Raw genomic sequence first — 22995 nt, 5'->3', positions numbered from 1 at the left:
AGGACGCACCCTCATCCCTTGGTAGGAGACGCCATGTACTCGCTATTAGTGGCAGATGACCACCCGCTGTTCCGCGATGCGCTACAGGCGGTAGTGGGCGCTGGATTAACCGATACCCAACTGCTGGAAGCCGACAGCCTGGCAGCGGCGATGGAGTGCATTGAGGCTCATGAGGGGCTGGATTTGCTGCTGCTGGATTTGAGCCTGCCCGATACCGAAGGCTTGGCGGGATTGAAAACCCTGCGAGACACCTGCCCATGGCTACCCGTTGCGATTGTTTCTGCGCACCAGGAGCGCCAGCTGGTACTGGACGCCATTGCGCTGGGTGCAGTGGGCTATATTCCGAAGTCCACGCCCAGAGAGCAGTTGCTGGCGGCGCTAACCCAAATACTCCAGGGCCAGCTCTACCTGCCCGCTGATGTTATGCGCCGCCCGCCGCCGCCAAACGTGCCGCGCTCGCCCGGCTTAGAAGCCAAGTCAGAAGAGAGGCAAACGCGGCTAGCGCGCTTAACCGGCAAACAGCGGCACGTGCTGCGCTGCATGGCCCAGGGGATGTCTAACAAACAGATCGCTCGGGAGCTATCGATTGCCGAAACCACGGTCAAAACACATGTGTCGGCGATTTTACGCAAACTTGGTGCGACGAGCCGAGTTCACGCCATCGTGATTGCCAGCGACGAGGGTGCTGGCGCCTTCGCCCAGCGATAAGCCTGTTAATGGCTATCGAGTAGCGTGCCCAGCAACATCTTTAAGCGCAGCGGCTTAAGCGGTTTCAGCAGGCAGTGCATACCCGCTTCCCGGGTGGCACGCTTTACTGCGGCTTCGTGGTTGGCGGTTATCACAACCGCCGCAAGGCCTGGATAACGCCGCCGCAAACGAGAGGCTAGATCGATCCCGTTTTCACGGTGCTCCCCCAGGTGGTAATCCACTAGCAGTACCGCTGGGCATTCACCGTCGCTCGCCGCTTCTAGGGCGCTTACCGTTGCAGCTGCCCGCACCCGACATCCCCAACTACCTAACAATGCCTGCATACCTTCAATAATGGCTGGGTCATCGTCAATGACCCACACGACACAGCCCTGCAGCGGGTCATGCACCCAGGCGCTGCGTAACGGCTCCCAGGCTTTTCGTTCAGCGCTATTTCCAGAAGCACTGTTTCCAGCATCATTAGGCGCGTAAGGCACCAGAATGGAAAACAGCGACCCGCACGAAAGCTTTGAGGTAAGTGACACCGGGTGTTCCAGCATCGTGCTGATACGGTCCACAATCGCTAGGCCCAACCCAAGCCCACGACTATGCTGCCCATTGGGTTGGGTAGCGCGGCGAAATTCAAGAAAAATCGCCTGGCGCTGAGGCTCGGGAATGCCCGGGCCCGTATCACCTACGACAATTTCCAGACCCTCCTTGCGCCGGCGACAGCCTAGCAGCAGGTGGCCATGTTCGGTGTAGCGCACAGCATTGCTTAGAAAGTTACGCACTACGCGTGCTAAAAGCGCTAAGTCAGACGTTACCAACGCGCTGGAGGGCACATAGTGCAGGGTAAGCCCACGTACCGCCGCCACCTGCTTATACTCCTCTGCAAGCGCATCCAGCAGCGTGCTAACCGCAAAGGGCGCTTTATCAGCATGCAATACTCCCGCATCCAGGCGGGAAATATCCACCAGCGTGCCAAGTAGCCCCTCCACATCCTTAAGCGAGCGACCGATATTCCCCACTAGGGCTTGGGAGGCGTCCGGCAATGCATGGGTTTCCAAAGCGCTGGCAAATAATCGAGCGGCATTTAAGGGCTGTAATAAATCGTGGCTTACGGCGGCTAAAAATTTGGTTTTTGAAAGGTTGGCAGCTTCCGCTTCGGCATTCGCGGCTAACAGCCGGACATTCACTTGGCTAAGCTCATCCAACGTGCGATGCAGCGCATCGGTGCGCTCACGCACTTGCTCAGCCAACAGTACCGAGCGCTCAAACGCCGCATACGGCGCGCCGTTAGGGCTACCGCCCGACTCTACCCGCTCCATCAGCGCTTGGCAGACCTTGCGCAGGCGCCTGTTTTCTTCGCGCAGTGCAGCGTTATCAGCTGTTTTGTCGTTATCCGCCGCTAGTTGGAAAAGCGCCAAACGCCACCCCCGTAAAGGTTTGATTAACGTGCATACCGTGATGCTGCTCACCGTAGGTATTAAACCCTACCACCCGTGCCTGTCGCAGCAGCGCCGATGCTGGGTCAATTTGCTGCAGAGACTCCAGCGCCATGCGGCGCAAAAAACAATCGCAGCCGATAATAGTGGCGTTATCGCCCAGGCGCTTACGCACGCCTAGCAGCATCGCATTTAGGTCTTCTAGCAGAGGGGCTGGCCGCATTGCAGTGAGCACAATGCCGTTCTCAACCGCGCAGTAAAAGCTCAGGCTGCTGTCATCGTTAACCCGCTGAATAGAGCGGATATAGTGCTGACCGCCAAGGTGAACGGCAAGGGGATGCTGGGCAAATATGTGAGGGGTTAGGGCATCAACACGGCAGCCCACCAAGGCTGCATATACCTCAGCGGCGGGCAGCCCATTAAGCTCTAATACGCGACGCTGCTCGCGGTCAGCATTCGTAACCACTAGCTTATGAGCAAGGGGTACGAGGTGATGGCTCGAAAACACCTCAAACGGTAGTCGGGTATTAAGCATGACCACCACCGCGGCACGGGTGTGAAATCGCCCATCAGCATACACATGGGTGTGCGTTAGGTGGTTATCATCCCCCGCCGAGCCACCAAAACTGGGAATACGCCCCAACGCTGCATCCAGCGTTGCCAGCACCTGCTCTTCACGGCTGGACAATCCATCGAGCAGGGTAAGCGCAAAGCTGTGTTCATTAATGGGCGCCAAGGCCTGCTGACGGCAGCGCTCTAATAAAGCATCCACCAGCGGCTGTGCACGGGGAAGGTCAAAATGCTCAAGGTCATCAATCAGCGCTGTTTCCACCGCGAAGACCCGCCGATCAAATCCGATCGCCACAATGGAGCCGCGATCATACCCCTGAGGGGTAATCTCACCGGCAGTGGTACAGCCGCTCATTGGCACATTACCAAACGCCTCCCCTAGCGCGTCCGCTAAGGCACCTAGCGGGTACTCTGCGCTGCAAAAAAACAGTACAAAGCCAAGCTGTTCGTGGCATAGCGCTTGGGCCAGCTCCCTGGCTGCCTGGTCTGGCTTGGGATGATTGCTGGCGGCGGTTAATAGTCCGTTATGCTTTAGGGAAGCTGTCACGGCGCCATTTCTCCAAGGCTGTATGGGTACGCGCCACGCTGTGGCGTAATGCGCTAAAGGCTTCGTCTACTTGGCAGGGAGAACGCGTCTCAAGGGCCATTAATGCCTCCAGCCGCTTCGCTTGGGCCGCCAATTGCTCTGCGCCAACGCTTAGCGATTCGCCCTTGAGCTGATGGGCTAAGCGCTCCACTTGATGAGCCTGAGCGATAGAGAGTGCGCCGGGGCTAGAAAGGTACGCACCAAGCTGAGCAGCGTAGTCGTCTACTTGTTGATGGTAGAGCATTATTAGCTGGGCAAGGCTCTCCTGCCCTAAAGAGCCCAGCAGCATACTTAGCGTTGCGCTATTAAGCACTGTTTGCCCCTCACTAGGCGTAGCGAAGGCGGCAAGCGGGGGCAGCCGCTGCGACGAGGGGAATAGCTGCAGAGATAAAACGTTGCTCAACGATAACAGTGAAAGCGGCTTGGTGATGTAGTCATTCATGCCGGCTGACAGGCAACGGGATCGATCATCTTCAACGCCACCTGCGGTCATTGCCACAATGGGCACCTGGGCAAGCCAACCACCCACCGCTCGCAGTTTACGGGTAACGGTAAGGCCATCCATATCCGGCAACTGAATATCCATAAAAATAAGATGCACTTGCTGGCTCTTGATCATTTCCAGCGCATCCTGGCCATTTTCCGCGCACACCACATCGCAGCCCAAACGCGATAACAACCCAGTAGCGACTTTGCGGTTTACGGCGTTATCTTCGACCAGCAGTAACGACGTGCCGGTAAAGTCCCGCGTGGGCTCAGAAGGTAGCGGAGAGCTGACCGGGCTGGCCTCCACTAAAGGGAGGTCGCAGTAGAAAGTACTCCCCTGGCCCGGCGCACTGGTCACGCTTAAGCGCCCCTGCATGGCTTCACTTAAGCGCTTGCAAATGGCAAGCCCCAGCCCGGTGCCACCAAAGCGGCGAGCCACGGTTTCATCTGCCTGCTGAAAAGGTTCAAACAGCAGTGCCTGCTGCTCTTGGCTCAAACCACAGCCGGTATCGCTGACCTCAAACGAGAGATAGTTAACGGTGGCATAAAGCCGCAGCGTCACCTTACCGTGGTCAGTAAACTTGATCGCATTGGCAATCAGGTTCAGCAAAATTTGTCTTAACCTGCCTGCATCGATCATGACCCAGGCGGGTACCAAGGGGTCGATGTCGAGCACAAGTTGAAGCCCCTTGGCTTGGGCGCGAGGTCCAAATAGCGCCATCACGCTATCCACCAGCGGTTTTATCGCCGTGGGAGAGGTTTCAAGGGTTAGGTGACCCGCTTCTATCTTAGAGAAATCGAGTATTTCATTAATCATCGCCAACAGTTGGTTGGCGCTGTCGTGAATAGTGCTAGCGTAGTCTTCAACTTGGGCAGCGCTTGCCGGTTCGCGCAGTAGCTCGCTCATGCCGATGACGCCGTTGAGCGGGGTGCGAATCTCATGGCTGACCATCGCTAGAAAATCAGACTTTGCATGGTTGGCTGCTTGGGCCTGTTTGGCGGTAACTTCCAACTGGCGGCTTAACTGCTCCTGTTCACGCCGTGCGGCGGCGCTCTCACGCATTTCACGCACTAGAAACCCAATCACCAGCAGTACGGCTAAGCTCATTCCAATGAGCAGTGTCATCAAGGCTTTATATAGCGTGCTGAGCAGCGCACGCTCTTCCGTTGCGGATTCTGCCAGATAGCCATTGATGGCGATCACAAAGCGTTCAGTCAGCCGAGTGAGCGCCTGTAGCTCTGTCTCCAGGCTGGTAATCGGTAGCTGGGCAAGCGTGTCGTGAGGTTCAAGCATTGGGTCTAGCGTATCTAACTGCTGCTGGATTTGGTCAAGCAGCTCGTTTGCCATCCTGACATTTTGCAATAACGAGTTAACCTCACCCTCATTTAACAGGGTGATGCGGCTATAAAGCAGTTCAAAGCGTAAGTTGAGCGCATCCTGCTCAGCTGGCGATATGGGCCCACGGGTGGCAGCTAGCAGGTGATTAAGCAGTTGAACTGCATCGCGGTCCAATTTATACACGACCCAGGCTGTATCTTCCCTTAGGCTTTGGGTCAGGTGATCTTGCCGCCAGGCAGCCAGTGCCGCAACCACCAGTGCTCCCGCAAACAGCAGCACGGTAATCATCGCGACAACCTTAAAGCGACGTGGATAGCGCAGTAGGCGGGGCGTATTGGCAATAGGGCCGCTAATGGACATTAATCTGCATTACCTGCCAGACGGCTCTAAAACGTATTTTCTCGCTCAGCAATTCCTCATTCTGATCAAAGGGATACAACACCCACAGCGGGCCATATTCACGAATAGGAATGGCTTTTTGATCGCGTTCGAGGGTCAGGATAACGTCGTAGTCGTAAAAATCGCGGAGCGGAATATCTGCTTCGTAACCGTTAAGCGCCAATACATGCACGCTTTCACCCTCGGCACCCAAGTGCTCCAGCAACGTACGCATTAATGGCCCGCTATAGTGGCTAGTACCTTCAGTCCAGGGAGTTCCCGTTTCAAACGCATGCTGTGGCAATGACTGCAGCATTTCCCTATCAAAATGCGCCTCTTCACCGTTATCACCCGTACCCGTGCTTATATTCGTGCGCGCAATGTCGCCCTTTACTTTCAGCATCACCGGCCCATCAGGCAGCGCTAATGCGGACTGCGTTTCAGCTTGCCCCATTTGAGGAATGCTGAACGCCAGCATAATCGACCCCAACAATAACGCTTTCACAGCCATTACCTCGTATCGAAGCGCTTAGGGCATAGCCTGATATACCCAGGCTACCCATCGCGAGCAATAAAAAAGAGACAGCATAGAGGTTACGCCATCTCTTTTCGTAGGTCAGGCTATTTACGCGTTTTTCGTCATTAAGCCGCCAGACTATTGGATACGAAAGTGGTTAGGTTTCAATTTTTTCGACTGTTTCAAAGCGCACTAGCTCCTCATAGGCGTGCCAGCTGGCATGACCTAGCACCGGAAGTATGAGCGCCAAGCCGATATAAAACGTCATTACCCCCACCAGCACACAGCCAGTCAGAATAGCGGCCCATAGCAGCATAGGGCGGAAATTACGCGCAACGCAGCGCACGCTCGCCTCGATACCTTCCATAAAGGTCAGGTCTTGATCCATGAGAGTGGGAATCGCAACTACGCTAATGGCAAAGGCACCAAAGGCCAAAATAGCGCCCGCCGCCGTTCCAACAGCCAACATACCAAGCCCTTCAGGGGTGGTTAGTAACGCGGTGTAAAGTGTTTCGGGGCTTGGCACTTCAAAACCAAAAAACAGCGCAAATAGCAGCGTAGCCAAACGAATCCAGGCGAGAAAGAAGATCATCATCATGACGCCCATCATCGCTAGTTGCCCAGCATGAGGCTTCCAACTGCCAAACGCATCGCCCAAGTTAGGCACTCTGCCCTGCTCTAGCGCTCGACTGATACCATATGAGCCCACTGCGACCAAAGGACCCACAAACATAAAACCTGCAATCATTGGCAGTAGCCAATACCAGTATCCCAGTGTGAATGCTCCAAACGTGATGGCTATACTCAAGCCCACCCAAAACATGCCATAGGACAAACTAACGGCGGTGGCACGCCGGAAGTCTTCAAGGCCTGAGGTTAACCAGGCGCGGGGGCGATCCATCCCTACTTTATTGATGGTAATTTTAACCAGGGGTATCTCGTTAGTCTTTGGCATATCTGCGTGGTCTTGTGTTTTTGTAGTTGTCGCATTCATGGCATAACTCCTGTGATGTACCAGAGCTGCATTCTTGCCTGTCCCATTAATCCCAACTTAATGGCTTAACGTCTTTTTAATGTAGTTGAACACAGCAATACTGAGAGCCTAGGTCATCAGCAAGTACAAAAAATCCACCACAGGGCAGTTTCAGCCAATTTAATCGATGCGTTAGCGCTTCCTAAACATCTAAAAAAGAATAAAAAAATCATTAAATATTCTTTTTTATTTTAATAGCGCTGATTTAAGGTATACCTCTATTACAAACAGTTAAGGAGTACTTCCATGGGCATGCGCCTACGTGCTGGTTTTGCTCTTGCGGTAGCGATAGGAGCGTTAAATTCCGCCGTTGCGGAAACGGGGCTAGATAGCGAGGCATTGCAGCGAGAGGTGCTTGCGGGTAGCTGCGCGAATTGCCATGGGACTGAGGGGCGCATGGAGGGGGTAGTGCCTTCACTGGCAGGCCGCTCTGCAGATCAGTTAGAAGCACGCCTTCTGGCGTTCAAGCATGAGGAGGATTCCGGCGCCACTATTATGAACCGCATTGCTAAGGGTTATACCGATGAGGAATTGGCTACCTTGGCCGACTACTTCTCTCACTTACCTGCAAAAGAGGAGCTGACACCATGAGCCAGCCTTGGAACCGTCTTAGCCGTCGCCAGTTATTAAAAGGGTTAGGTGGCGCTTCAGCGCTTCCCTTGATGGGTGCTCTTCCAACGTTTGCAATTGGGGGGCAGCATGCAGGGCACGTTGTGGTAGTGGGAGGTGGTTTTGGCGGGGCAACGGCCGCCAAATACCTCAAGCGAGCCAACCCAGCTATTAAAGTAACGCTTGTTGAGCCAGCAGACGTATTTTACACCTGCCCCTTTAGTAACCTTTTTCTAGGCGGTTTGAGGGATATGCGCTCTATTGCTCACAACTATGATGAGCTGCGCCAACGTTACGGCGTAGACGTTGTGCATGCACTAGCCGAAGACATAAATGCCGAAGCACATGAGGTGCGCTTATCCACCGGTGATACCTTGCACTACGACCGATTAGTGCTGTCACCAGGTGTTGATATGCGCTGGGACGCATTAGAGGGCTACGATGAAGCTGCCGCAGAGAAGGCGCCCCACGCTTGGAAAGCAGGCCATCAAACGACCTTACTAAAGCAGCAGCTTGAAGCCATGGAAGATGGCGGCACCTTTATTATGGTGGCACCAGGCAATCCTTACCGCTGCCCACCCGGGCCTTACGAGCGCGCGGGGATGGTGGCACACTATTTCAAAGAGCATAAACCTAACTCTAAGGTATTAATTTTAGACGCCAAGGATAATTTCTCTAAGCAAGGCTTGTTCACTGCAGGGTGGGAGCGTCTTTATGGCGACCGTATAGAGTGGGTGGGCCTTTCCAACGATGGCCGCGTTACCCGGGTCGATGCGGATAATTTAGAAGTTGAAACCGAGTTTGGTACGCGCCACCGCGCCGATGTACTCAACGTCATACCTCCCCAGAAAGCCGGTTGGATCGCAGACCGTGCCGGCGTAACCGATAGCTCTGGGTGGGTGCCCGTCAAACCCGAGACGTTTGAATCACAGCAGGTGGACGACATTTACGTGGTGGGCGACGCCACGGTCGCCGCGCCGATGCCAAAATCAGGCTTCTGCGCCAACGCCCAAGCGAAAGTAGTAGCCGCCGCCATTGCTTCCTCACTCGAACATCAGCCAGCGCCAACCGCTTACTGGGCTAACACTTGCTATAGCTTGGTCGGCCCTAATTACGGGATCTCTGTTGCGGGTGTCTATAGAGTCACCGACGGGGTCATTGCTGAAGTCGATGGCGCGGGAGGCATTAGCCCTGCCGATGCGCCGGACACTGTTCGGGCGCTAGAAGCTGATTATGCGGTGGGCTGGTACAATGCCATCTGCCAAGACACCTGGGGCACGCAAGTATAGGCACTAACACGTTAAACACATGTACTCACGGGCTGCCTGAACGGCGGCCCGTTTTATAACTAGCCCCCCTTGCCATAAAAGGAGACTCACATGAGTCATATTGCGCTGACCCTGTGGGCAGGCGTGGTAATAGGCCTGCTGTTTGGCGCCGTGGGGCAGGCCAGCGGCTTCTGTTTACTGCGTGGAGTCGCCAATAGTGCAAAGGGCGACTCTCGCAAACTCCGCGCCTTTGTGCTTGCTATGGCCACAGCACTACTGGGAACCCAATGGCTTGCCGCTCTGGGTTACTTTTCACTGTCGAACTCGCTTTACATTACGCCATCATTTTCCTGGCTTGCCCTTCCGCTAGGCGGCTTGCTGTTTGGCTACGGTATGGCGTTAGCTAACGGGTGCGGCGCCCGCTCGCTGGTTTTACTGGGTAGCGGCAACCTGCGCAGTGTGGTCGTGGTGATGTGCCTTGGCATTGGGGCCTATATGGCCCTTTCCGGCGTGCTGGCGCCTGGGCGCATCTATCTTGAACAAGCCACCTCAATTCCACTGACCACCCAGGACATTGCCGGACTGGTTGCGCTGCCTGGGTGGGCCGTTGCCTCTCTGCTGGGTTTACCTATCGCTGCCTGGGCATTTTCTAGCGCACACTTTCGCGCCTCGCCCCGGGACTGGGTCAGTGGCCTTATCGTTGGGTCTTTAGTGCCGGCAGGTTGGTACGCAACGGGCGTGCTCGGCTTTGATGACTTTGAGCCGGTACGCTTAGCAAGCCTGACGTTTGTGGCGCCTATCGGTGCCTCATTGCAGTATGTAATGCTTTCAACAGGTACTCGACTCAGTTTTGGCGTCGCGGTGGTAGGGGGTATTATTCTCGGTGCACTTATCACGGCACTGATCCGACGCGACTTTCACTGGCAGGGTTTCCAAGGGCCAGGCCAAATGGCGCGCAGTATGGTGGGAGCAATGATGATGGGGGTTGGCGGAGTCCTGGCACTGGGCTGCTCAATAGGCCAAGGAATTACCGGTATGTCGACGCTTGCCCTACCCAGCCTTATCGCACTGCTGTGCATTTTGCTTGGGGCCTGCCTGGGGGTTAAAGGCCCGTTGGCACTCTCCCACATGGCTAACAACCACCGTTCGCTACATTGACTACATCCCGTTATCTAGGAGAGGCGTATGTCTCGTTCATGGTGCATAAAATCAGCGCTATCTCGTCGAAAAGTTCTGCAACACGGCATGGCGGGCGTAGGGTTAGTCTTGCTGTCGCCCATCTCTTGGGCCAATGAGGTTTGGCAACAGCTGGATGCTGTCCAGCACCTTCTAAATGGCGAAACACCAATTACCCAAGGCCTGACGCTTGATTTGCCTCATGTCTCAGAGGATGGTTCAGCCGTCCCCTTAGGTATCAAGTTCGACGGTGAATTAGCGGATAACGACTATTTAACCGATATTCACCTGTTTGCCACCGGCAACCCTCAGCCCGAAATCGCCACGTTTCGGCTTGGCGAGTTAAGCCGTTACCCTGAGATTTCCACTCGCGTGCGCCTTAATGAAACCCAGCACGTGGTGGCTGTTGCCAACACCTACCAAGGGCAAACCTTCGCGGTTTCTCAGGAGGTACGCATCACCGTGAGCGGCTGCCTAATGCGCGGCGAAGATAGCCAGCCTGAACCGCTGTCGAATCCTCGCGTCAGCGTTAACCAACAAGTCGCTGCAGGCGACGCCCTGGAAGTCCGCACGCTAATTAACCACCCAATGGAAACCGGGTTAAGGGAAGGCAGTGACGGTGAGCCTTTGCCACGTCACATAATTGAGCACTTTACCGTGCGCCTGGGAGATGAGGTCGCTTTCGAGGCTCAGCTTTATCAATCAATTTCGGCTAACCCCTATTTGCGTTTTCATTTGACGCCGCAACAGAGTGGAAAACTGATATTTGAGTGGCAAGATGACCAAGGTGAAAAGGCCCAGCACACCAGTGAGTTATCGGTCAGCTAACACAAAAGCACGCTGCATAAACCAACAACGCCAGGCTTAAAGCCTGGCGTTGTTGGTGTTGCTAGTGACCGCTTAGCGTACGATCATTACCGATATCTTAGAGTGGTGTACTACGTGCTCGGCGTTAGGGCCAAGTACATAATCGACAAACTTCCGCTTGTTATGCGAAGCCATCACAATGAGGTCGGCATCAATTTTTTTACCCACTTTAATAATGGCCTCCCAAGGAGAACCATCGACAATCACGCTTTGCACTTTAACGTCTTCAGGTACGTTCTCTTTGATAAACGTGTGCTGGGCTTCTTTAATAGCCTCGTGGGCTTTTTGAGAGAAGTTTTTAGGAAAATAAGCACCCACCATGGGCATCTTAAATTCTGGCAGCACAGTTACTAAGTGCAACGAAGCACCGAAGGTCTGGCAAAGCGTGATCGCGGTAGGCAGTGCCTTCTGCCATGACGCTGGCTCATTCAGATCAACCGGCAATAATATCTTTTGATACATGGTGACCTCCTTTAGGCTGCTGCAGCCGACTTTTCTGAACGCTCATTCTTACGGCGACGGCGTTGAAGAAGAACGACCAAGGCAAAAACGGCAAAGCCTGGTATCCACATCCACTCCTTCGCCCAACGGTCTACCGGTGCGAGCACTTCGATGATCTCCTGATCGAAGTCAAAACCGATATCCTGAGCCAAGCTGCCAAACTGAACAAAATCAATGGTCGCTTGCTCACCCTCTATCCATAGCTCTATGCCTAGCTGCTCCATGCGCTCCTCGCCCGTATCACCACGAGGTACAGGTACAAGCAGGTAGGTGGTCATGGGGTCACCGAAGTCGTCTTCACCCGCAATTTGTATGCGCAGGTTACTGCCATCTTCCACCTGGCCTAGCGCCTCAACAAACTGAGAAGGCGGAACCGACTCATAGGGGTCGTGAATCTTGTCCATCCAAAACCCAGGGCGGAACAGGGTAAAGGCAACCAACAGCAGCAACAGCGACTCATACCAGCGGCTACGCACCACCATATAGCCTTGAGTTCCCGCTGCAAAAATCAGCATGGCAATGGTCGCAATAATAAATATGACTATCCCCTGGAGGAACGACACATCTATCAGTAGCAGGTCGGTATTGAAAATAAACAGGAAGGGCAAAGCGGCTGTTCGCAGGCTGTAGTAGAACGCCTGGAAGCCGGTACGCAGTGGGTCGCCCCCAGATACAGCAGCAGCCGCAAACGAGGCCAGCCCCACCGGCGGCGTTACATCCGCCATGATGCCAAAATAGAAAACGAACAAGTGAACCGCAATAAGCGGCACAATCAAGCCATTTTGCTGGCCTAGCATGACGATGACGGGCGCCATCAATGCCGACACAACGATGTAGTTGGCCGTGGTAGGCAGACCCATACCTAGAATCAGACTCAGCAGCGCGGTTAGCAGCAGAATCATCATCAGGTTACCACCGGAGAGGATTTCCACCACATCGGCCAATACCAACCCAACGCCGGTTTGCGATACAGCACCCACTACGATGCCCGCCGTTGCGGTCGCAATACCGATGCCAATCATATTGCGCGCGCCAGCCACTAAGCCATCCCAAAGGTCAATGAAGCCCTCTTTTACATCGGCCGCTAGCTTACTGTGACCACGGAACAGAGCGATGATGGGGCGCTGGGTGACCATGATAAAGATCATGAACACCGTTGCCCAAAACGCAGAGAGCCCAGGTGAAAGGCGCTCTACCATCAAGCACCATACTAATACGACAACCGGCAAAATGTAGTGCAGCCCGACCATAACAGTGGGTCGCGTTTGAGGCAGCGTGACCACCTGTGAGTTCGGGTCGTCTAGTTCCAGCTCAGGATAAGAAGAACCTACCTTCAACAAACCAATGTAAGCAGCCGCAAGACCCACAGAGACCACCCAGAAAGTCGCATCTCCCAACAGGGGTTTTAGCCAACCAAGCCCATAATAGACACCAAACGAGAGCGCCATCAGCAGAATCAGGCCGGTTAAAAAGCCAATCACTTTATTTAGCAGCGGACGAACGGGGTTGCTAGACGGCAGACCCGACATGTTCGCTTTGAGTGCTTCAAGGTGAACAATGTAAATCAAGGCAATATAGGAAATAAGCGCAGGCAAAAAAGCGTGCTTAATCACTTCAACATAGGAAATGCCGACATACTCGACCATTAAAAATGCAGCGGCCCCCATAACCGGCGGCATAATCTGACCATTCACTGACGAGGAGACCTCAACAGCCCCCGCCTTTTCAGCACTAAAGCCGACTCGCTTCATCATCGGAATCGTAAAGGTACCCGTTGTCACCGTATTGGCGATCGACGACCCCGAGATCAAGCCGGTCATACCTGATGCCACCACGGCGGCTTTCGCCGGGCCACCCTTAAAGTGCCCAAGCATAGAGAAGGCCACTTTAATGAAATAGTTACCCGCCCCCGCCTTATCTAGCAGCGCACCGAAGAGAACAAACAGGAAAACAAAGCTGGTGGAAACACCAACAGCAATACCAAAAACACCTTGAGTGCCTAACCACTGGTGGTTAATTAACCCATGAAGGCTAACGCCACGGTGAGCCAATATGCCCGGCATGTGGGGGCCAAACAACGAGTAAGCAATAAAAATACCGGCAACCACCATCAACGGTGGCCCAAGCGCTCGTCGCGCCGCCTCCAGCAACAGCACAATACCAATAACCCCCACCACTACATCTTGAGTAATGGGGCGCCCCGGTCGCTGGGCAAGGTCAGAATAAAATAAGAAAAGATAAGCGCCACAGAAAGTGGCCACCGCTGCGAATACCCAGTCTTGCAGCGGAATACGGTCCCTAGGTGACCGTTTTAGCGCAGGGTAGGCCATGAAGGCCAAAAAAAGCGCAAACGCCAAATGGATTGAGCGAGCTTCCGTGGAATTAAAAACGCCAAAATTAAAAACAAAGGGGAGTGGCGATGCAATCCATAGCTGAAACAGCGACCACGATGCTGCAATACAGACAAGCAGCTTACCGGGTACTCCCAGGGGTTTCCGTGCCCCTGTGTCGCTGGATGAGACCATATCCTCAAGGTCATTATCAGCGGCTGCCGAAGGGTGTTTGTCATCACGCATACGCTTGCCCTACCTAATGGTCAGCGCTGACAGTCAGCGCTTTCAACAAGAAACGCGGACACCCAGGGTGCCCGCGCTTTATTACTCAAAAAGTGAGTGTTACTCATCTACTGCTATGGGTATCACGTCACGCTACCGTTTTACTCGATCCAGCCACGCTCACGGTAGTAACGCTCTGCGCCGTCGTGTAGCGGAGCAGTTAAGCCGTCAGCAATCATGTCTTCTTCGTTCAGGTTTTCAAACGCTGGATGCAGGCGCTTGAAACGGTCGAAGTTTTCGAAAACCGCTTTAACGGTTTCGTAAATAACGTCTTCATCAACGTCTGTAGAAGAGACAAAGGTTGCTGCTACGCCGAAGGTCTCGACATCTTCATCGTTACCACGGTACACACCGCCCGGGATAACAGAACGGGTGTAGTAGGGATACTCTTCGATCAGGGAATCGATTTCGTCACCGGTCACCGACACGATGCGCGCATCAATAGTAGTGGTCGCTTCCTGAATGGAACCGTTGGGGTGACCTACCACGTACACCATGGCATCGATATTGTTGTCTGAAAGCGCGGCAGCCTGTTCAGCGGCATCTAACTGAGATGCCAGCGCGAAGGTGCTTTCATCCCAACCGAACGCATTCATGACCACATCCATGGTGTTGCGCTGGCCAGAACCAGGGTTGCCGATGTTGACGCGCTTGCCTGGGAAGTCGCTGATATTTTCAATACCGGAGTTAGCACGAGCAACAACGGTTAACGGTTCACCATGCATGGTGAACACAGAGCGCATCTCTTCCCAGGCGCCATCTTCTTCGAAGTTGGCTTCGCCGTGATAAGCGCGGTACTGAACGTCAGACTGAACGACGCCCATATCCAGCTCGCCAGTTTTCATACCGTTAACGTTGGCAACAGAGCCACCGGTAGACGGTGCGTTACAACGAATGTTGTGCTCGTCACTTCCGCGGTTAACCATACGACAGACCGACTGGCCAACCACATAGTAAACGCCGGTTTGACCACCGGTACCGATGGTAATGTAACGATCTTGAGCTACTGCCGGTGAAGCAAAGCTTGCCGCTGCAATCAGCGCGCCTGAAAAGGCAGCGGTAGAAAATACATGGCGTTTCATGGAGATACCTCTTTATCTTGATGTTGTGAGCGTTATGCGCTTTGAAACCACCTGCAGAACGGTTCCCCTCAGGTATTTCGATATCAAAACGTTTTCAAGACAATCTGTTAACTGCATCGACAGTTAGTGCCGACTATTACTACTTTAGCGAAAAAACACGCGTTTGGCGAAACCCCATTCTGTCACAAGGACTTGAGTTTCAAGCGCCACTAACGCTGTGGATTTTGTAAGTCTAGCGGGCTTGAACGTTTAGTGGGCGTTAATTGGGGAGAATGGCGGGAATATATGCGTGTCGTGCATGACCTATGAATATTTTAAACACACGCATATATTGCTACAGGTTTAGGACTAACGTGGTCTTTTTATAAGCACTGCAGCCAACCGCTGGAGCCGTGGCGCGCCAAGCAGAATCAAACAAAATGCAACTGGCCAAGCAATATAGAAGGCGCGCCACCAACGCCCGAAAAAGCCATCCATCAGGCCTGTATTTGCCCAGGTAATTACAAACGTCATTAGTGTGACCATGTAGATCGACATTAAAAACGCGAACACTATCGGGGCGAAGCGAGGGGGAAACAGCATATGATCTCCAAGGTAACTACGACAAATGTAACTACGGCCACTGTGAATATGGCCACTGTAACTACGGCAGGTGCGAGCAGCGCACTATAAAACCAAAAGGAATATACTAATAACCACCATTAACTTTTAAGTCAACAGTGGCTACGTTTTGTACAAATATATCGGTATATACCGGCATCAGACGTTGTAACCCAGTACCGTCGGCAACCACAGCGCGATGCTAGGAAAAATAGCGACCAACGCCAACGCGCACCCCATGGCCACCACAAACAGCAGCGCCCAGCCCACAGTATGTTCTAAGCGTATTTTTGCCACCTCAGTGGTAACCATAAGGTTGACGGCGACGGGTGGCGTAAACTGACCGATAGCAATGTTCATCGCTAATAAAATCCCGAACCAAACCGGATTCCATTCAAAGTGCTGCATAACAGGAATTAGGATCGGCATCATAATCAGATAGATGGAAATAGCATCCAGCAGCATACCGGCCACCAGTACCGCTAGCATCACCAGTATCAATAGCAGAACACCATTATCGGTTAGGCTGATAATCCACTCGGCTAAATGACGGAAGGTGCCCAGCATTGTCCCCGCCCAGGCAAAAATACCCGCTAGGGAGATAATCAGCATCACCACACCTGAGATAATCGCCGCTTCCCCAAGTAACTCCCACAAATCGCGCAGCGAAAGTTCTTTGGTGAGAAAAAGCCCCACCAGCGTGCCATAGGCAACTGCCACCACTGCGGCTTCAGTAGGCGTGAATAGGCCAGAGCGGAGACCACCCAAAATCAGCACCGGAGCAAAGAGTGCAGGCAACGCTTGCTTAAACGTCGTGCGTACGCTGAGTAACTCAGCCCCCTCCACCGGCGTGCCGCCCTCCCAACCGTAGCGTTTGGAAACGATCATTGCTGGCACCAATAGCGCCATCCCCGCCAAAATACCGGGAAAGAGGCCAGCTGCGAACAGTGCGCGAAGATCCACCCCAGGCACCACAATAGAGTAAAGAATCAGCGCCACCGACGGGGGAATTAAAATCGCCGTGGATGCTGAGGCAGCGATAAGCGTTGCCGAAAATGGCTTCGGGTAGCCCGCTTTGGTCATGCTTGGCAACATGACCATGGCCACTGCCGCCGCGTCCGCAGGGCCGGAGCCACTCATGCCGCCCATAATCATACACACCAGCACCGCCACCAGCGCCAAGCCACCATGGCGCGGGCCAATCAACGCCTGGGCAAAGCGCACTAGCCGCAACGCAACGCCCGAGCGTTCAAAAATCAGCCCGGTCAGGATAAACAGGGGTATGGCAATCAGCGGATATTTCGCAATGCTGTTATACGTGTTGGTACCCAGCGTTGCCAGCATGTCGGGGGAAAGCCCCGCCAAGATGCCCACCGCACCAGAAAGCGCTAACGAAAAGGCCACCGGCACACCGGCAATGAGCAGCCCTGCGAAGGCAAGTATCATCCAGATATCAGGCGTCACTGTTCAGCCTCCCTTCTAGCCTGTCGCGGGTTTGCTGAACCAAGCGCCATAGCATGGCAGCTGACAATACCGGCAGCCAAAGTAGATACCACCACTGGGGCAGCCCTAACCCCGGTGAAAGCGACTCCCACTGGTACTCTTGCCATGCTAGCTTGCCGCCATACCAGGTAATCAACCCCAACACGATCAGCCCACACACGGCTTGAAACAGAATCAAGGCACTACGCCACCGCCCAGGCAGCGCCCGTTCTAGAAAGCCAATACGGATATGCCGGTTGCGCCTTAGCGCCACCGATGCGCCTGCAAACGTCAGCACGACTAGTAGGAAAACGGAAAACTCTTCGGTAAACGAAAACGAGCCGCCTGTTAGGTACCGAGTTACCACATTACCCAGGCTAATCAATGAGATAACAATAAGAGAAAGCGCACCAAGCCAGCGCTCGGGCCGCGCATCGGGAAAGCCTTTCATGGGGTAACCTCACAGCAAAAACTACCGACCCTCAACCGTAAGGGCCGGTAGTTGAAACACCAAAATGCTTAACGTGCGTCGATGGCCGATTGAGCGGCCTCTACCAGCTCTTCGCCGATGCGCGGCGCCCATTTTTCATAAACGGACTGGGTCGCATCCACAAAGGCTTGATACTGCTCGTCGGTTAGCTCCGTTACCGTGACGCCGCGCTCCTGAATAGCCGCCAAGCGCTCACTCTCCTCCTCACGGGTCATGGCGATTTCCCATGCGCCCGCTTCTTCAGCGGTTTCACGCAGTAACGTCTGATGCTCTTCGCTCAGTGAACGCCATACCTGCTGGTTGACGGCAAAAATCAGCGGGTCATTCATGTAGTTCCAGAGCGTTAAGTGCTCCTGGCCTACTTGGTCAATACGCGCCACGTCAAACACGGAAAGCGGGTTTTCCTGGCCATCAACCGCGCCCGTGGTCAGCGCGGGCTGGGCATCCGTCCAACTCATTTGCGTGGGGTCTGCACCCAGTGCTGAGAACGTATCTTGGAACAGTGGCGAGCCGACAACACGAATTTTCAAGCCGTTTAGATCTTCTGGCTGGCTAATCGGCCCACGGGAGTTAGAAACCTGGCGGAAACCATTTTCGCCCCATGCAAGCGGCATCACACCGCGAGACTCAATCGCTTCAAAGACCATCTCCCCCGCCTCACCGCCAGTAACTGCATCGACGGCGGTCTCATCGGGGATAAAGAACGGTAAAGAGAACAGGTTGAGTTCAGGCACCTGGGGGGACCAGTTGATGGTTGACCCCACCGCCGCATCAATCAACCCCGAGCGCATGGCGGAAAACTCGCGGGTTTGATCCCCCGATACCAGCTGAGAGTTCGGGTAGACCCGTAGGGTTAGGTCACCACCGCTACGCTCCTCAACCAGCTCGGCCCACTTTTCAGCGGCCTGCCCCCAAGGAAAGGCGTCAGACAAAACCGTGGAAACCGAGAGTTCACGAGCGTGGACAGAAAGTGAAGCAGAAAGCAGTGCCACACCGGCCAAGCCAGCGGTGAAGCGAGCCATAGAACGTGTCAGCGTCATTGTATTGATCCTTTTTTGATTTTTATGGGGCCTTGCTATTTTTTATCCTGCTCAGCTTACGTTAACAGGCATCGCCCGCTAACCCAGGAGCGCTCCATTGTAGGCACTCACGTGGTGAAAGAAAGCGCTTGATGCGCCTTTTAACCATCAACTTTTGGTGCAAAGGACGCCGAGCGTTACGGTATCGAACGCTTGCTGCTAAGCTACGCAACTCACTTTTTATAACGGCAGGGACATTAACGTGCCACTACGCGACCTGTTGCTCAGCCTGTTGGTTATCGCTATTTGGGCGCTGAATATTATTGTCATTAAGGTGGGGGTGGCAGAACTTCCGCCACTATTAATGACCACATTGCGCTTTATGTTGGTCGCTGCGCTGCTGGTGCCCTTCTACCCCGTTGCCCGAGTTCAGCTGCCTTTTTTACTGCTCCTTTCGGTGACGTTTGGCACGTTTCACTTTGCGCTTTTGTTTATTGGCCTGGGGCAGGCAGAAGCGGGCACCGGGGCGCTGCTGGTACAGATGGGCACTCCCTTTGCCACGCTGTTAGCCGTGGTATTTCTTAAAGAGAAGCTGGGCCCAAAACGTATCGCGGGGCTGCTGCTCTCGTTTTCGGGGATCGTCGTGTTAGCGGGTGGACCCACGTTACCCACGCCCCTCCCCTTGGCCATTCTACTGTTAAGTGCTTTTGGCTGGGCGGTATCGCAACTGTTGATCAAACGCGGGCCACCCATCGCACCGCTTGCATTGGCAGGCTGGGTGGCGCTGTTTGCAATACCCCAGGTAGCACTAGGGTCGTGGCTATTTGAAAGCAACCAGTGGCAGGCGATGCAGCAGGCAAGTTGGTTAGGCTGGGGAGCAATGATTTACACCGCCGTGATGTCGTCTATTGTGGCCTACGGGATTTGGTATGGGCTGCTGCGGCGTCATCCGGTTAATCGCGTGGTGCCGATGACACTGCTTATCCCCGTACTCGCAGTTGGCCTGGGTTCGCTACTCATGGGCGATAGCTTAGGGTTTCACAAACTTGCTGGCGGCGGTTTAGTGGTTGCCGGCATCGCGCTCATCGTGTTGAACATCGGTAAGCGCCACCCGGCCAAGGTGGCATAATCACCAGCGCCACTTAACTACTCAGGACGACAGAACCCTGCCAGGGCAGGAACGGACACACAGTCGCCAACTTGAATGCCGCGCTCGGCAAAGTAGCCTGCATTTACCTCAAGGGCAGAGTAATAGGCTGTCCCTGCTGGGTAGGTGGGGCACTCACGCGGCGCCTCAGACTCACAGGGCTGCATGGTGTTAATCGCCACAATGCGCCCTTCACCGTCTATATAAGCAATATCCAGCGGAATCAGCGTGCGGTACATCCAGAATGCGTTGCCCGCCGGCTGTTCGCTCTCGAAGCGAAATAGCATACCCCGGGTTTCCGGCAAATGTTCACGCCCCATTAGGCCACGCTGGCGCTGGGCGGTGGTTTCCGCCACTTCCACATCCAAGCGGTGAGGGCCTTCCCGGCTATGAATAGCGAGCGGCAAGGTGGTGGCTTGGCTGTTTTCTGCCGCCCACGCGGAAAGCAGCGGTAGCGGCAGGCTGGCGGCCAGAGAAACGCCGAGTGACGTTTTTAGCAACTGGCGACGAGTTAGGGTCATAACAGGTTCCTTTTGTTGTGCGGCGCCACGTGTGGACGATGTTCCGGCATAAGGTGTATCCCTTCCGCCAGGAGTGACACATGCACGTGCTCTTCCAGGGTTAGCTGGTTACGCCTGGCTGCATGCGTCGCGATGTCGAAACGTAGCATATCGCCGTTTGAAACTCTTAACGCTATCGACGTTATACCGCCAAGCACCACCATTTCACACACCGTAGCCGCAACGGGATTTTCACGCTCTCCATGGGATGGCCGTCCCCGCCGGTGCAGCACGATATCCGATGGCGGCAGGTACCAGGCAACACGCCTGCCCACGGCAAGCGACTGGAGCTCTTCGCCTACTTCCAGCAGCCATTCTCCCCACTTGAGACGGCGCTGACCATGCCAGTCCACGACCTCTCCCTCAAAGATATTATGACGATCAAGCAAACGCGCCACTAGCGGGGAGGCTGGCCGTCGGAAAAGCGTTTCAGGCTCGCCCTGCTGTAAGCTTGTGCCGTTGTGCAGCACGCAGATTTGGTCTGCTAGCGCCGCGGCTTCTTCTAAATCGTGCGTCACCAGCACAATGGGAATGGGTATTTGCTGGCGCAGCAGCGCCAGCTCCCGCTGCAGGCGGCGCCGCGTGACCTGATCTACGGCCGAAAAAGGCTCATCCAGCAGCAATGCCTGCGGCTCCCGGGCAAGCGCCCGGGCCAGCGCCACTCGCTGACGCTGGCCGCCGGAAAGTTCATTGGGAAAGCGTGCCTCCAACCCCTCTAAACGCACCTTGCTCAACCACTGTGTTGCATGAGCATAGCGCCGGGGCTGGGGCAGGTGGCCAAGGGCGAGTTGAACATTATCCAGCGCACTTAAATGAGGGAACAGCGCGTAATCTTGAAATACCATGCCGATCTGACGCTGCTGGGGAGGCAGCGAAATCCGCTTGCCGCCTACCCGCTCAGATGTTGAAAACCATGTACGCCCGGCGCAAGTCACCTGACCTTGTTTAGGCTGATAAAGCCCAGCAATGGTGCGCAGCAGCGTGGTTTTACCGCTGCCAGAGGGCCCTACCAGCGCCAGCAGCTCCCCGGGTCCGCAGCTAAACGTCGCATTGAGCGGTATTGGGCCGCTTTGTTGGGCAGTTACCGTTAGTTTAGCCACGCGCCCACCTACGCTTGCCTGCAAGGCCATACACCAAGCCCAAGGTGGTGAGGGACACGAACAATAACAGCGCCGACATACGCGCCGCGCCCTGCTCGTCAAATGCCTGCACACGGTCGTAGATAGCAATGGCTAAGGTGCGGGTTTCACCATCAATGGCGCCCCCGACCATCAAAATGACGCCGAACTCACCCAGCGTGTGGGCAAAGGTTAAGGCAGCGGCGGAGAGAATACCTGGCCACACTAGCGGCAGCTCAATACGCCAGAGGGTTTGCCATGGGCTAAGGCCGCTACACCAAGCAGCTTCGCGCAGATTAGCGGGCACGTGTTCAAAGGCTCGTTGAATAGGCTGAATGGCGAAGGGAAGATTAGCAATGAGCGACGCTAGCAAGATGCCGCTAAAGGTGAAGTTTAATCCGCCCCCGGTAAGCGTTGCCCATACGCTGCCTAATGGCGCGTCACGGCCAAACTGCTGCAGTAAATAGAACCCCAGCACCGTGGGTGGCAGCACCAGCGGCAGCGCAATAAGGGCTTCGCATAGCCCTTTGCCACGAAACCTAGCCGTTGCCAGGGCGCGACCTGCCCATATTCCGACGGGAAGTAAAAACAGGCACGTTAAGGCGGCCAAACGGAGTGAAACAGACAGTGCCGACCAATCCATTACTCGGTACTAAAGCCATACTGCTTGAGAATCGCCAGCGCTTCGTCTTCCTGAAGCCAGGCATAAAAGGCTTTCGCCACGTCACCCGCTTGGCGGGTGAGTACCATGCGCTGGCGCAGCGGTGCATGCCACTCCTCAGGGATCAGTACGTACTCACTGCGCTGGGCAAGGGCTGGGGCTAACGCCAGCGAATAAGCCACCAAGCCACCGCGGGCATCATCTGCCAGCGCAAACTGAGCCGCTTGGGAGACATTCTCTCCTAGCACCCGAAGCGGCGCGACCGGCTCCCATAACGAGGCATAGCTCAGCGCCTGCTGGGCGGCAACGCCGTAAGGCGCATGCTCAGGATTTGCCAAAGCGATGCGCTCGCGCGTGCCGTTAGCACTGGCGGCTATGGCTTGCTCGACGCCTGCTAACGGGGCAGCTTCATCAGGCAAATCTCCACGCTGTGAACGCTGTAGCCATGCTAGCCGGCCAATGGCGTAAATAGTGCCCTCATCCAGGGTATGTCCTTCCTGATGAAGCGCAAAGACATAGGCTTCATCAGCAGAAAGATAGAGCTCAAAGGGAGCCCCTTGGGCGATTTGACGACGAAAGTTACCCGAGGAGCCAAAGTTGAGCCTTACGCCTGCCCCGGTCTGCGCCTTAAACCGCTCCGCTGCTTCGGTGAGCGCAAACTGTAGATCAGATGCCGCTGCGATTATCGGCGGCTGCGCACCGGCCAATGCCGGTGTGCTAAAGAGCATAAAAAACGCCAGCAGGAGCGTGCGCATAAGA

At 54.8% G+C, this 22995-nt stretch carries 22 protein-coding genes; 6 read left to right on the top strand and 16 right to left on the bottom strand.

Annotated elements, in window-relative coordinates:
* Positions 1-33: 33 nt before the first annotated feature.
* A complete protein-coding gene (locus MOY_RS02145; RefSeq protein WP_009096020.1) occupies positions 34-708 on the top strand; it encodes a LuxR C-terminal-related transcriptional regulator in 675 nt (224 codons plus the stop codon).
* A gap of 5 nt (positions 709-713) precedes the next feature.
* On the opposite strand, the gene MOY_RS02140 is transcribed toward MOY_RS02145, so the two are convergent.
* The 5 genes from MOY_RS02140 to MOY_RS02120 form a co-directional block, all read right to left on the bottom strand.
* Entirely contained in the window at positions 714-2114 is a 1401-nt protein-coding gene (locus tag MOY_RS02140; RefSeq protein WP_009096018.1) for a hybrid sensor histidine kinase/response regulator, read from the bottom strand.
* Positions 2086-3249 (bottom strand): nitric oxide-sensing protein NosP, encoded by a 1164-nt coding sequence (gene nosP / locus MOY_RS02135; RefSeq protein ID WP_009096016.1) that lies wholly within the window; start codon positions 3247-3249, stop codon positions 2086-2088. Before nosP ends, MOY_RS02140 begins: the two co-directional genes overlap by 29 nt.
* Positions 3227-5473, bottom strand: a complete 2247-nt coding sequence (locus MOY_RS02130; RefSeq protein ID WP_009096014.1) for an ATP-binding protein — start codon at positions 5471-5473, stop codon at positions 3227-3229. The genes nosP and MOY_RS02130 overlap by 23 nt, the downstream gene beginning before the upstream one ends.
* A complete protein-coding gene (locus MOY_RS02125; RefSeq protein ID WP_009096012.1) occupies positions 5463-6002 on the bottom strand; it encodes a molybdopterin-dependent oxidoreductase in 540 nt (179 codons plus the stop codon). Before MOY_RS02125 ends, MOY_RS02130 begins: the two co-directional genes overlap by 11 nt.
* A gap of 163 nt (positions 6003-6165) precedes the next feature.
* Positions 6166-7002, bottom strand: a complete 837-nt coding sequence (locus MOY_RS02120) for a DUF2189 domain-containing protein (protein ID WP_009096011.1) — start codon at positions 7000-7002, stop codon at positions 6166-6168.
* A gap of 285 nt (positions 7003-7287) precedes the next feature.
* Here MOY_RS02120 and MOY_RS02115 point away from each other — a divergent pair, with 285 nt between their 5' ends.
* The 4 genes from MOY_RS02115 to soxZ all read left to right on the top strand — a co-directional run bounded on the left by MOY_RS02115 (position 7288) and on the right by soxZ (position 10922).
* A complete protein-coding gene (locus tag MOY_RS02115; RefSeq protein ID WP_009096009.1) occupies positions 7288-7632 on the top strand; it encodes a c-type cytochrome in 345 nt (114 codons plus the stop codon).
* Positions 7629-8939, top strand: a complete 1311-nt coding sequence (locus MOY_RS02110) for an NAD(P)/FAD-dependent oxidoreductase (protein ID WP_009096007.1) — start codon at positions 7629-7631, stop codon at positions 8937-8939. Before MOY_RS02115 ends, MOY_RS02110 begins: the two co-directional genes overlap by 4 nt.
* A 90-nt stretch (positions 8940-9029) precedes the next feature.
* On the top strand, positions 9030-10076 hold the full coding sequence (locus MOY_RS02105; protein ID WP_009096005.1) for a YeeE/YedE family protein: 1047 nt from the start codon (positions 9030-9032) through the stop codon (positions 10074-10076).
* Positions 10077-10103: 27 nt separating this feature from the next.
* Positions 10104-10922, top strand: coding sequence for a thiosulfate oxidation carrier complex protein SoxZ (gene soxZ, locus MOY_RS02100; protein ID WP_009096003.1), 819 nt, complete (start codon positions 10104-10106; stop codon positions 10920-10922).
* Positions 10923-10994: 72 nt separating this feature from the next.
* Here the strand turns inward: soxZ and MOY_RS02095 are convergent, their stop codons facing one another.
* The 7 genes from MOY_RS02095 to MOY_RS02065 all read right to left on the bottom strand — a co-directional run bounded on the left by MOY_RS02095 (position 10995) and on the right by MOY_RS02065 (position 18771).
* Positions 10995-11423 (bottom strand): universal stress protein, encoded by a 429-nt coding sequence (locus tag MOY_RS02095; RefSeq protein ID WP_009096000.1) that lies wholly within the window; start codon positions 11421-11423, stop codon positions 10995-10997.
* Between the two features lie 11 nt (positions 11424-11434).
* Positions 11435-14038, bottom strand: a complete 2604-nt coding sequence (locus MOY_RS02090; protein ID WP_009095997.1) for a TRAP transporter permease — start codon at positions 14036-14038, stop codon at positions 11435-11437.
* 140 nt (positions 14039-14178) lie between these two features.
* Positions 14179-15159 (bottom strand): TAXI family TRAP transporter solute-binding subunit, encoded by a 981-nt coding sequence (locus MOY_RS02085; RefSeq protein WP_009095995.1) that lies wholly within the window; start codon positions 15157-15159, stop codon positions 14179-14181.
* Positions 15160-15507: 348 nt separating this feature from the next.
* The gene (locus MOY_RS02080; protein ID WP_261341324.1) at positions 15508-15696 is read right to left on the bottom strand and encodes a DUF2798 domain-containing protein; all 189 of its coding nucleotides are present in this window, start codon (positions 15694-15696) and stop codon (positions 15508-15510) included.
* Between the two features lie 222 nt (positions 15697-15918).
* Positions 15919-17223: a TRAP transporter large permease gene (locus tag MOY_RS02075; RefSeq protein ID WP_009095991.1), complete on the bottom strand. Its 1305-nt coding sequence runs from the start codon at positions 17221-17223 to the stop codon at positions 15919-15921.
* Complete coding sequence (locus MOY_RS02070; protein WP_009095989.1) at positions 17213-17692, bottom strand: TRAP transporter small permease; 480 nt, start codon at positions 17690-17692, stop codon at positions 17213-17215. Before MOY_RS02070 ends, MOY_RS02075 begins: the two co-directional genes overlap by 11 nt.
* A 68-nt stretch (positions 17693-17760) precedes the next feature.
* Positions 17761-18771, bottom strand: a complete 1011-nt coding sequence (locus MOY_RS02065) for a DctP family TRAP transporter solute-binding subunit (protein ID WP_009095987.1) — start codon at positions 18769-18771, stop codon at positions 17761-17763.
* Positions 18772-19012: 241 nt separating this feature from the next.
* Here MOY_RS02065 and MOY_RS02060 point away from each other — a divergent pair, with 241 nt between their 5' ends.
* The gene (locus MOY_RS02060) at positions 19013-19879 is read left to right on the top strand and encodes a DMT family transporter (protein ID WP_009095985.1); all 867 of its coding nucleotides are present in this window, start codon (positions 19013-19015) and stop codon (positions 19877-19879) included.
* A gap of 17 nt (positions 19880-19896) precedes the next feature.
* Here MOY_RS02060 and MOY_RS02055 read toward each other — a convergent pair whose 3' ends face one another.
* From MOY_RS02055 to modA, 4 genes are read right to left on the bottom strand one after another with little or no spacing between them, the layout of a single operon-like run.
* On the bottom strand, positions 19897-20418 hold the full coding sequence (locus MOY_RS02055) for a DUF192 domain-containing protein (RefSeq protein WP_009095983.1): 522 nt from the start codon (positions 20416-20418) through the stop codon (positions 19897-19899).
* A complete protein-coding gene (locus tag MOY_RS02050) occupies positions 20415-21557 on the bottom strand; it encodes an ABC transporter ATP-binding protein (protein WP_035539797.1) in 1143 nt (380 codons plus the stop codon). Before MOY_RS02050 ends, MOY_RS02055 begins: the two co-directional genes overlap by 4 nt.
* Positions 21550-22218 carry a molybdate ABC transporter permease subunit gene (modB, locus tag MOY_RS02045; RefSeq protein ID WP_009095979.1) on the bottom strand — a complete coding sequence of 223 codons (669 nt, stop codon included), beginning with the start codon at positions 22216-22218 and terminating at the stop codon, positions 21550-21552. The genes MOY_RS02050 and modB overlap by 8 nt, the downstream gene beginning before the upstream one ends.
* Positions 22218-22991: a molybdate ABC transporter substrate-binding protein gene (modA, locus tag MOY_RS02040; RefSeq protein ID WP_009095977.1), complete on the bottom strand. Its 774-nt coding sequence runs from the start codon at positions 22989-22991 to the stop codon at positions 22218-22220. The genes modB and modA overlap by 1 nt, the downstream gene beginning before the upstream one ends.
* Positions 22992-22995: the final 4 nt, after the last annotated feature.

Origin of the sequence: Halomonas sp. GFAJ-1, from assembly GCF_000236625.2 — a bacterium.
Lineage (GTDB): Bacteria > Pseudomonadota > Gammaproteobacteria > Pseudomonadales > Halomonadaceae > Vreelandella.
This window is presented reverse-complemented; position numbering and strand designations above follow the sequence as displayed.

Bases quoted from the DNA above. Each gene is read 5' to 3' on its own strand.
- MOY_RS02145 (WP_009096020.1), top strand. From the start codon at position 34: ATGTACTCGCTATTAGTGGCAGATGACCACCCGCTGTTCCGCGATGCG.
- MOY_RS02130 (WP_009096014.1), bottom strand. From the start codon at position 5,473: ATGTCCATTAGCGGCCCTATTGCCAATACGCCCCGCCTACTGCGCTAT.
- MOY_RS02125 (WP_009096012.1), bottom strand. From the start codon at position 6,002: ATGGCTGTGAAAGCGTTATTGTTGGGGTCGATTATGCTGGCGTTCAGC.
- MOY_RS02120 (WP_009096011.1), bottom strand. From the start codon at position 7,002: ATGAATGCGACAACTACAAAAACACAAGACCACGCAGATATGCCAAAG.
- MOY_RS02115 (WP_009096009.1), top strand. From the start codon at position 7,288: ATGGGCATGCGCCTACGTGCTGGTTTTGCTCTTGCGGTAGCGATAGGA.
- MOY_RS02110 (WP_009096007.1), top strand. From the start codon at position 7,629: ATGAGCCAGCCTTGGAACCGTCTTAGCCGTCGCCAGTTATTAAAAGGG.
- MOY_RS02105 (WP_009096005.1), top strand. From the start codon at position 9,030: ATGAGTCATATTGCGCTGACCCTGTGGGCAGGCGTGGTAATAGGCCTG.
- soxZ (WP_009096003.1), top strand. From the start codon at position 10,104: ATGTCTCGTTCATGGTGCATAAAATCAGCGCTATCTCGTCGAAAAGTT.
- MOY_RS02095 (WP_009096000.1), bottom strand. From the start codon at position 11,423: ATGTATCAAAAGATATTATTGCCGGTTGATCTGAATGAGCCAGCGTCA.
- MOY_RS02090 (WP_009095997.1), bottom strand. From the start codon at position 14,038: ATGCGTGATGACAAACACCCTTCGGCAGCCGCTGATAATGACCTTGAG.
- MOY_RS02085 (WP_009095995.1), bottom strand. From the start codon at position 15,159: ATGAAACGCCATGTATTTTCTACCGCTGCCTTTTCAGGCGCGCTGATT.
- MOY_RS02080 (WP_261341324.1), bottom strand. From the start codon at position 15,696: ATGTCGATCTACATGGTCACACTAATGACGTTTGTAATTACCTGGGCA.
- MOY_RS02070 (WP_009095989.1), bottom strand. From the start codon at position 17,692: ATGAAAGGCTTTCCCGATGCGCGGCCCGAGCGCTGGCTTGGTGCGCTT.
- MOY_RS02065 (WP_009095987.1), bottom strand. From the start codon at position 18,771: ATGACGCTGACACGTTCTATGGCTCGCTTCACCGCTGGCTTGGCCGGT.
- MOY_RS02055 (WP_009095983.1), bottom strand. From the start codon at position 20,418: ATGACCCTAACTCGTCGCCAGTTGCTAAAAACGTCACTCGGCGTTTCT.
- modB (WP_009095979.1), bottom strand. From the start codon at position 22,218: ATGGATTGGTCGGCACTGTCTGTTTCACTCCGTTTGGCCGCCTTAACG.
- modA (WP_009095977.1), bottom strand. From the start codon at position 22,991: ATGCGCACGCTCCTGCTGGCGTTTTTTATGCTCTTTAGCACACCGGCA.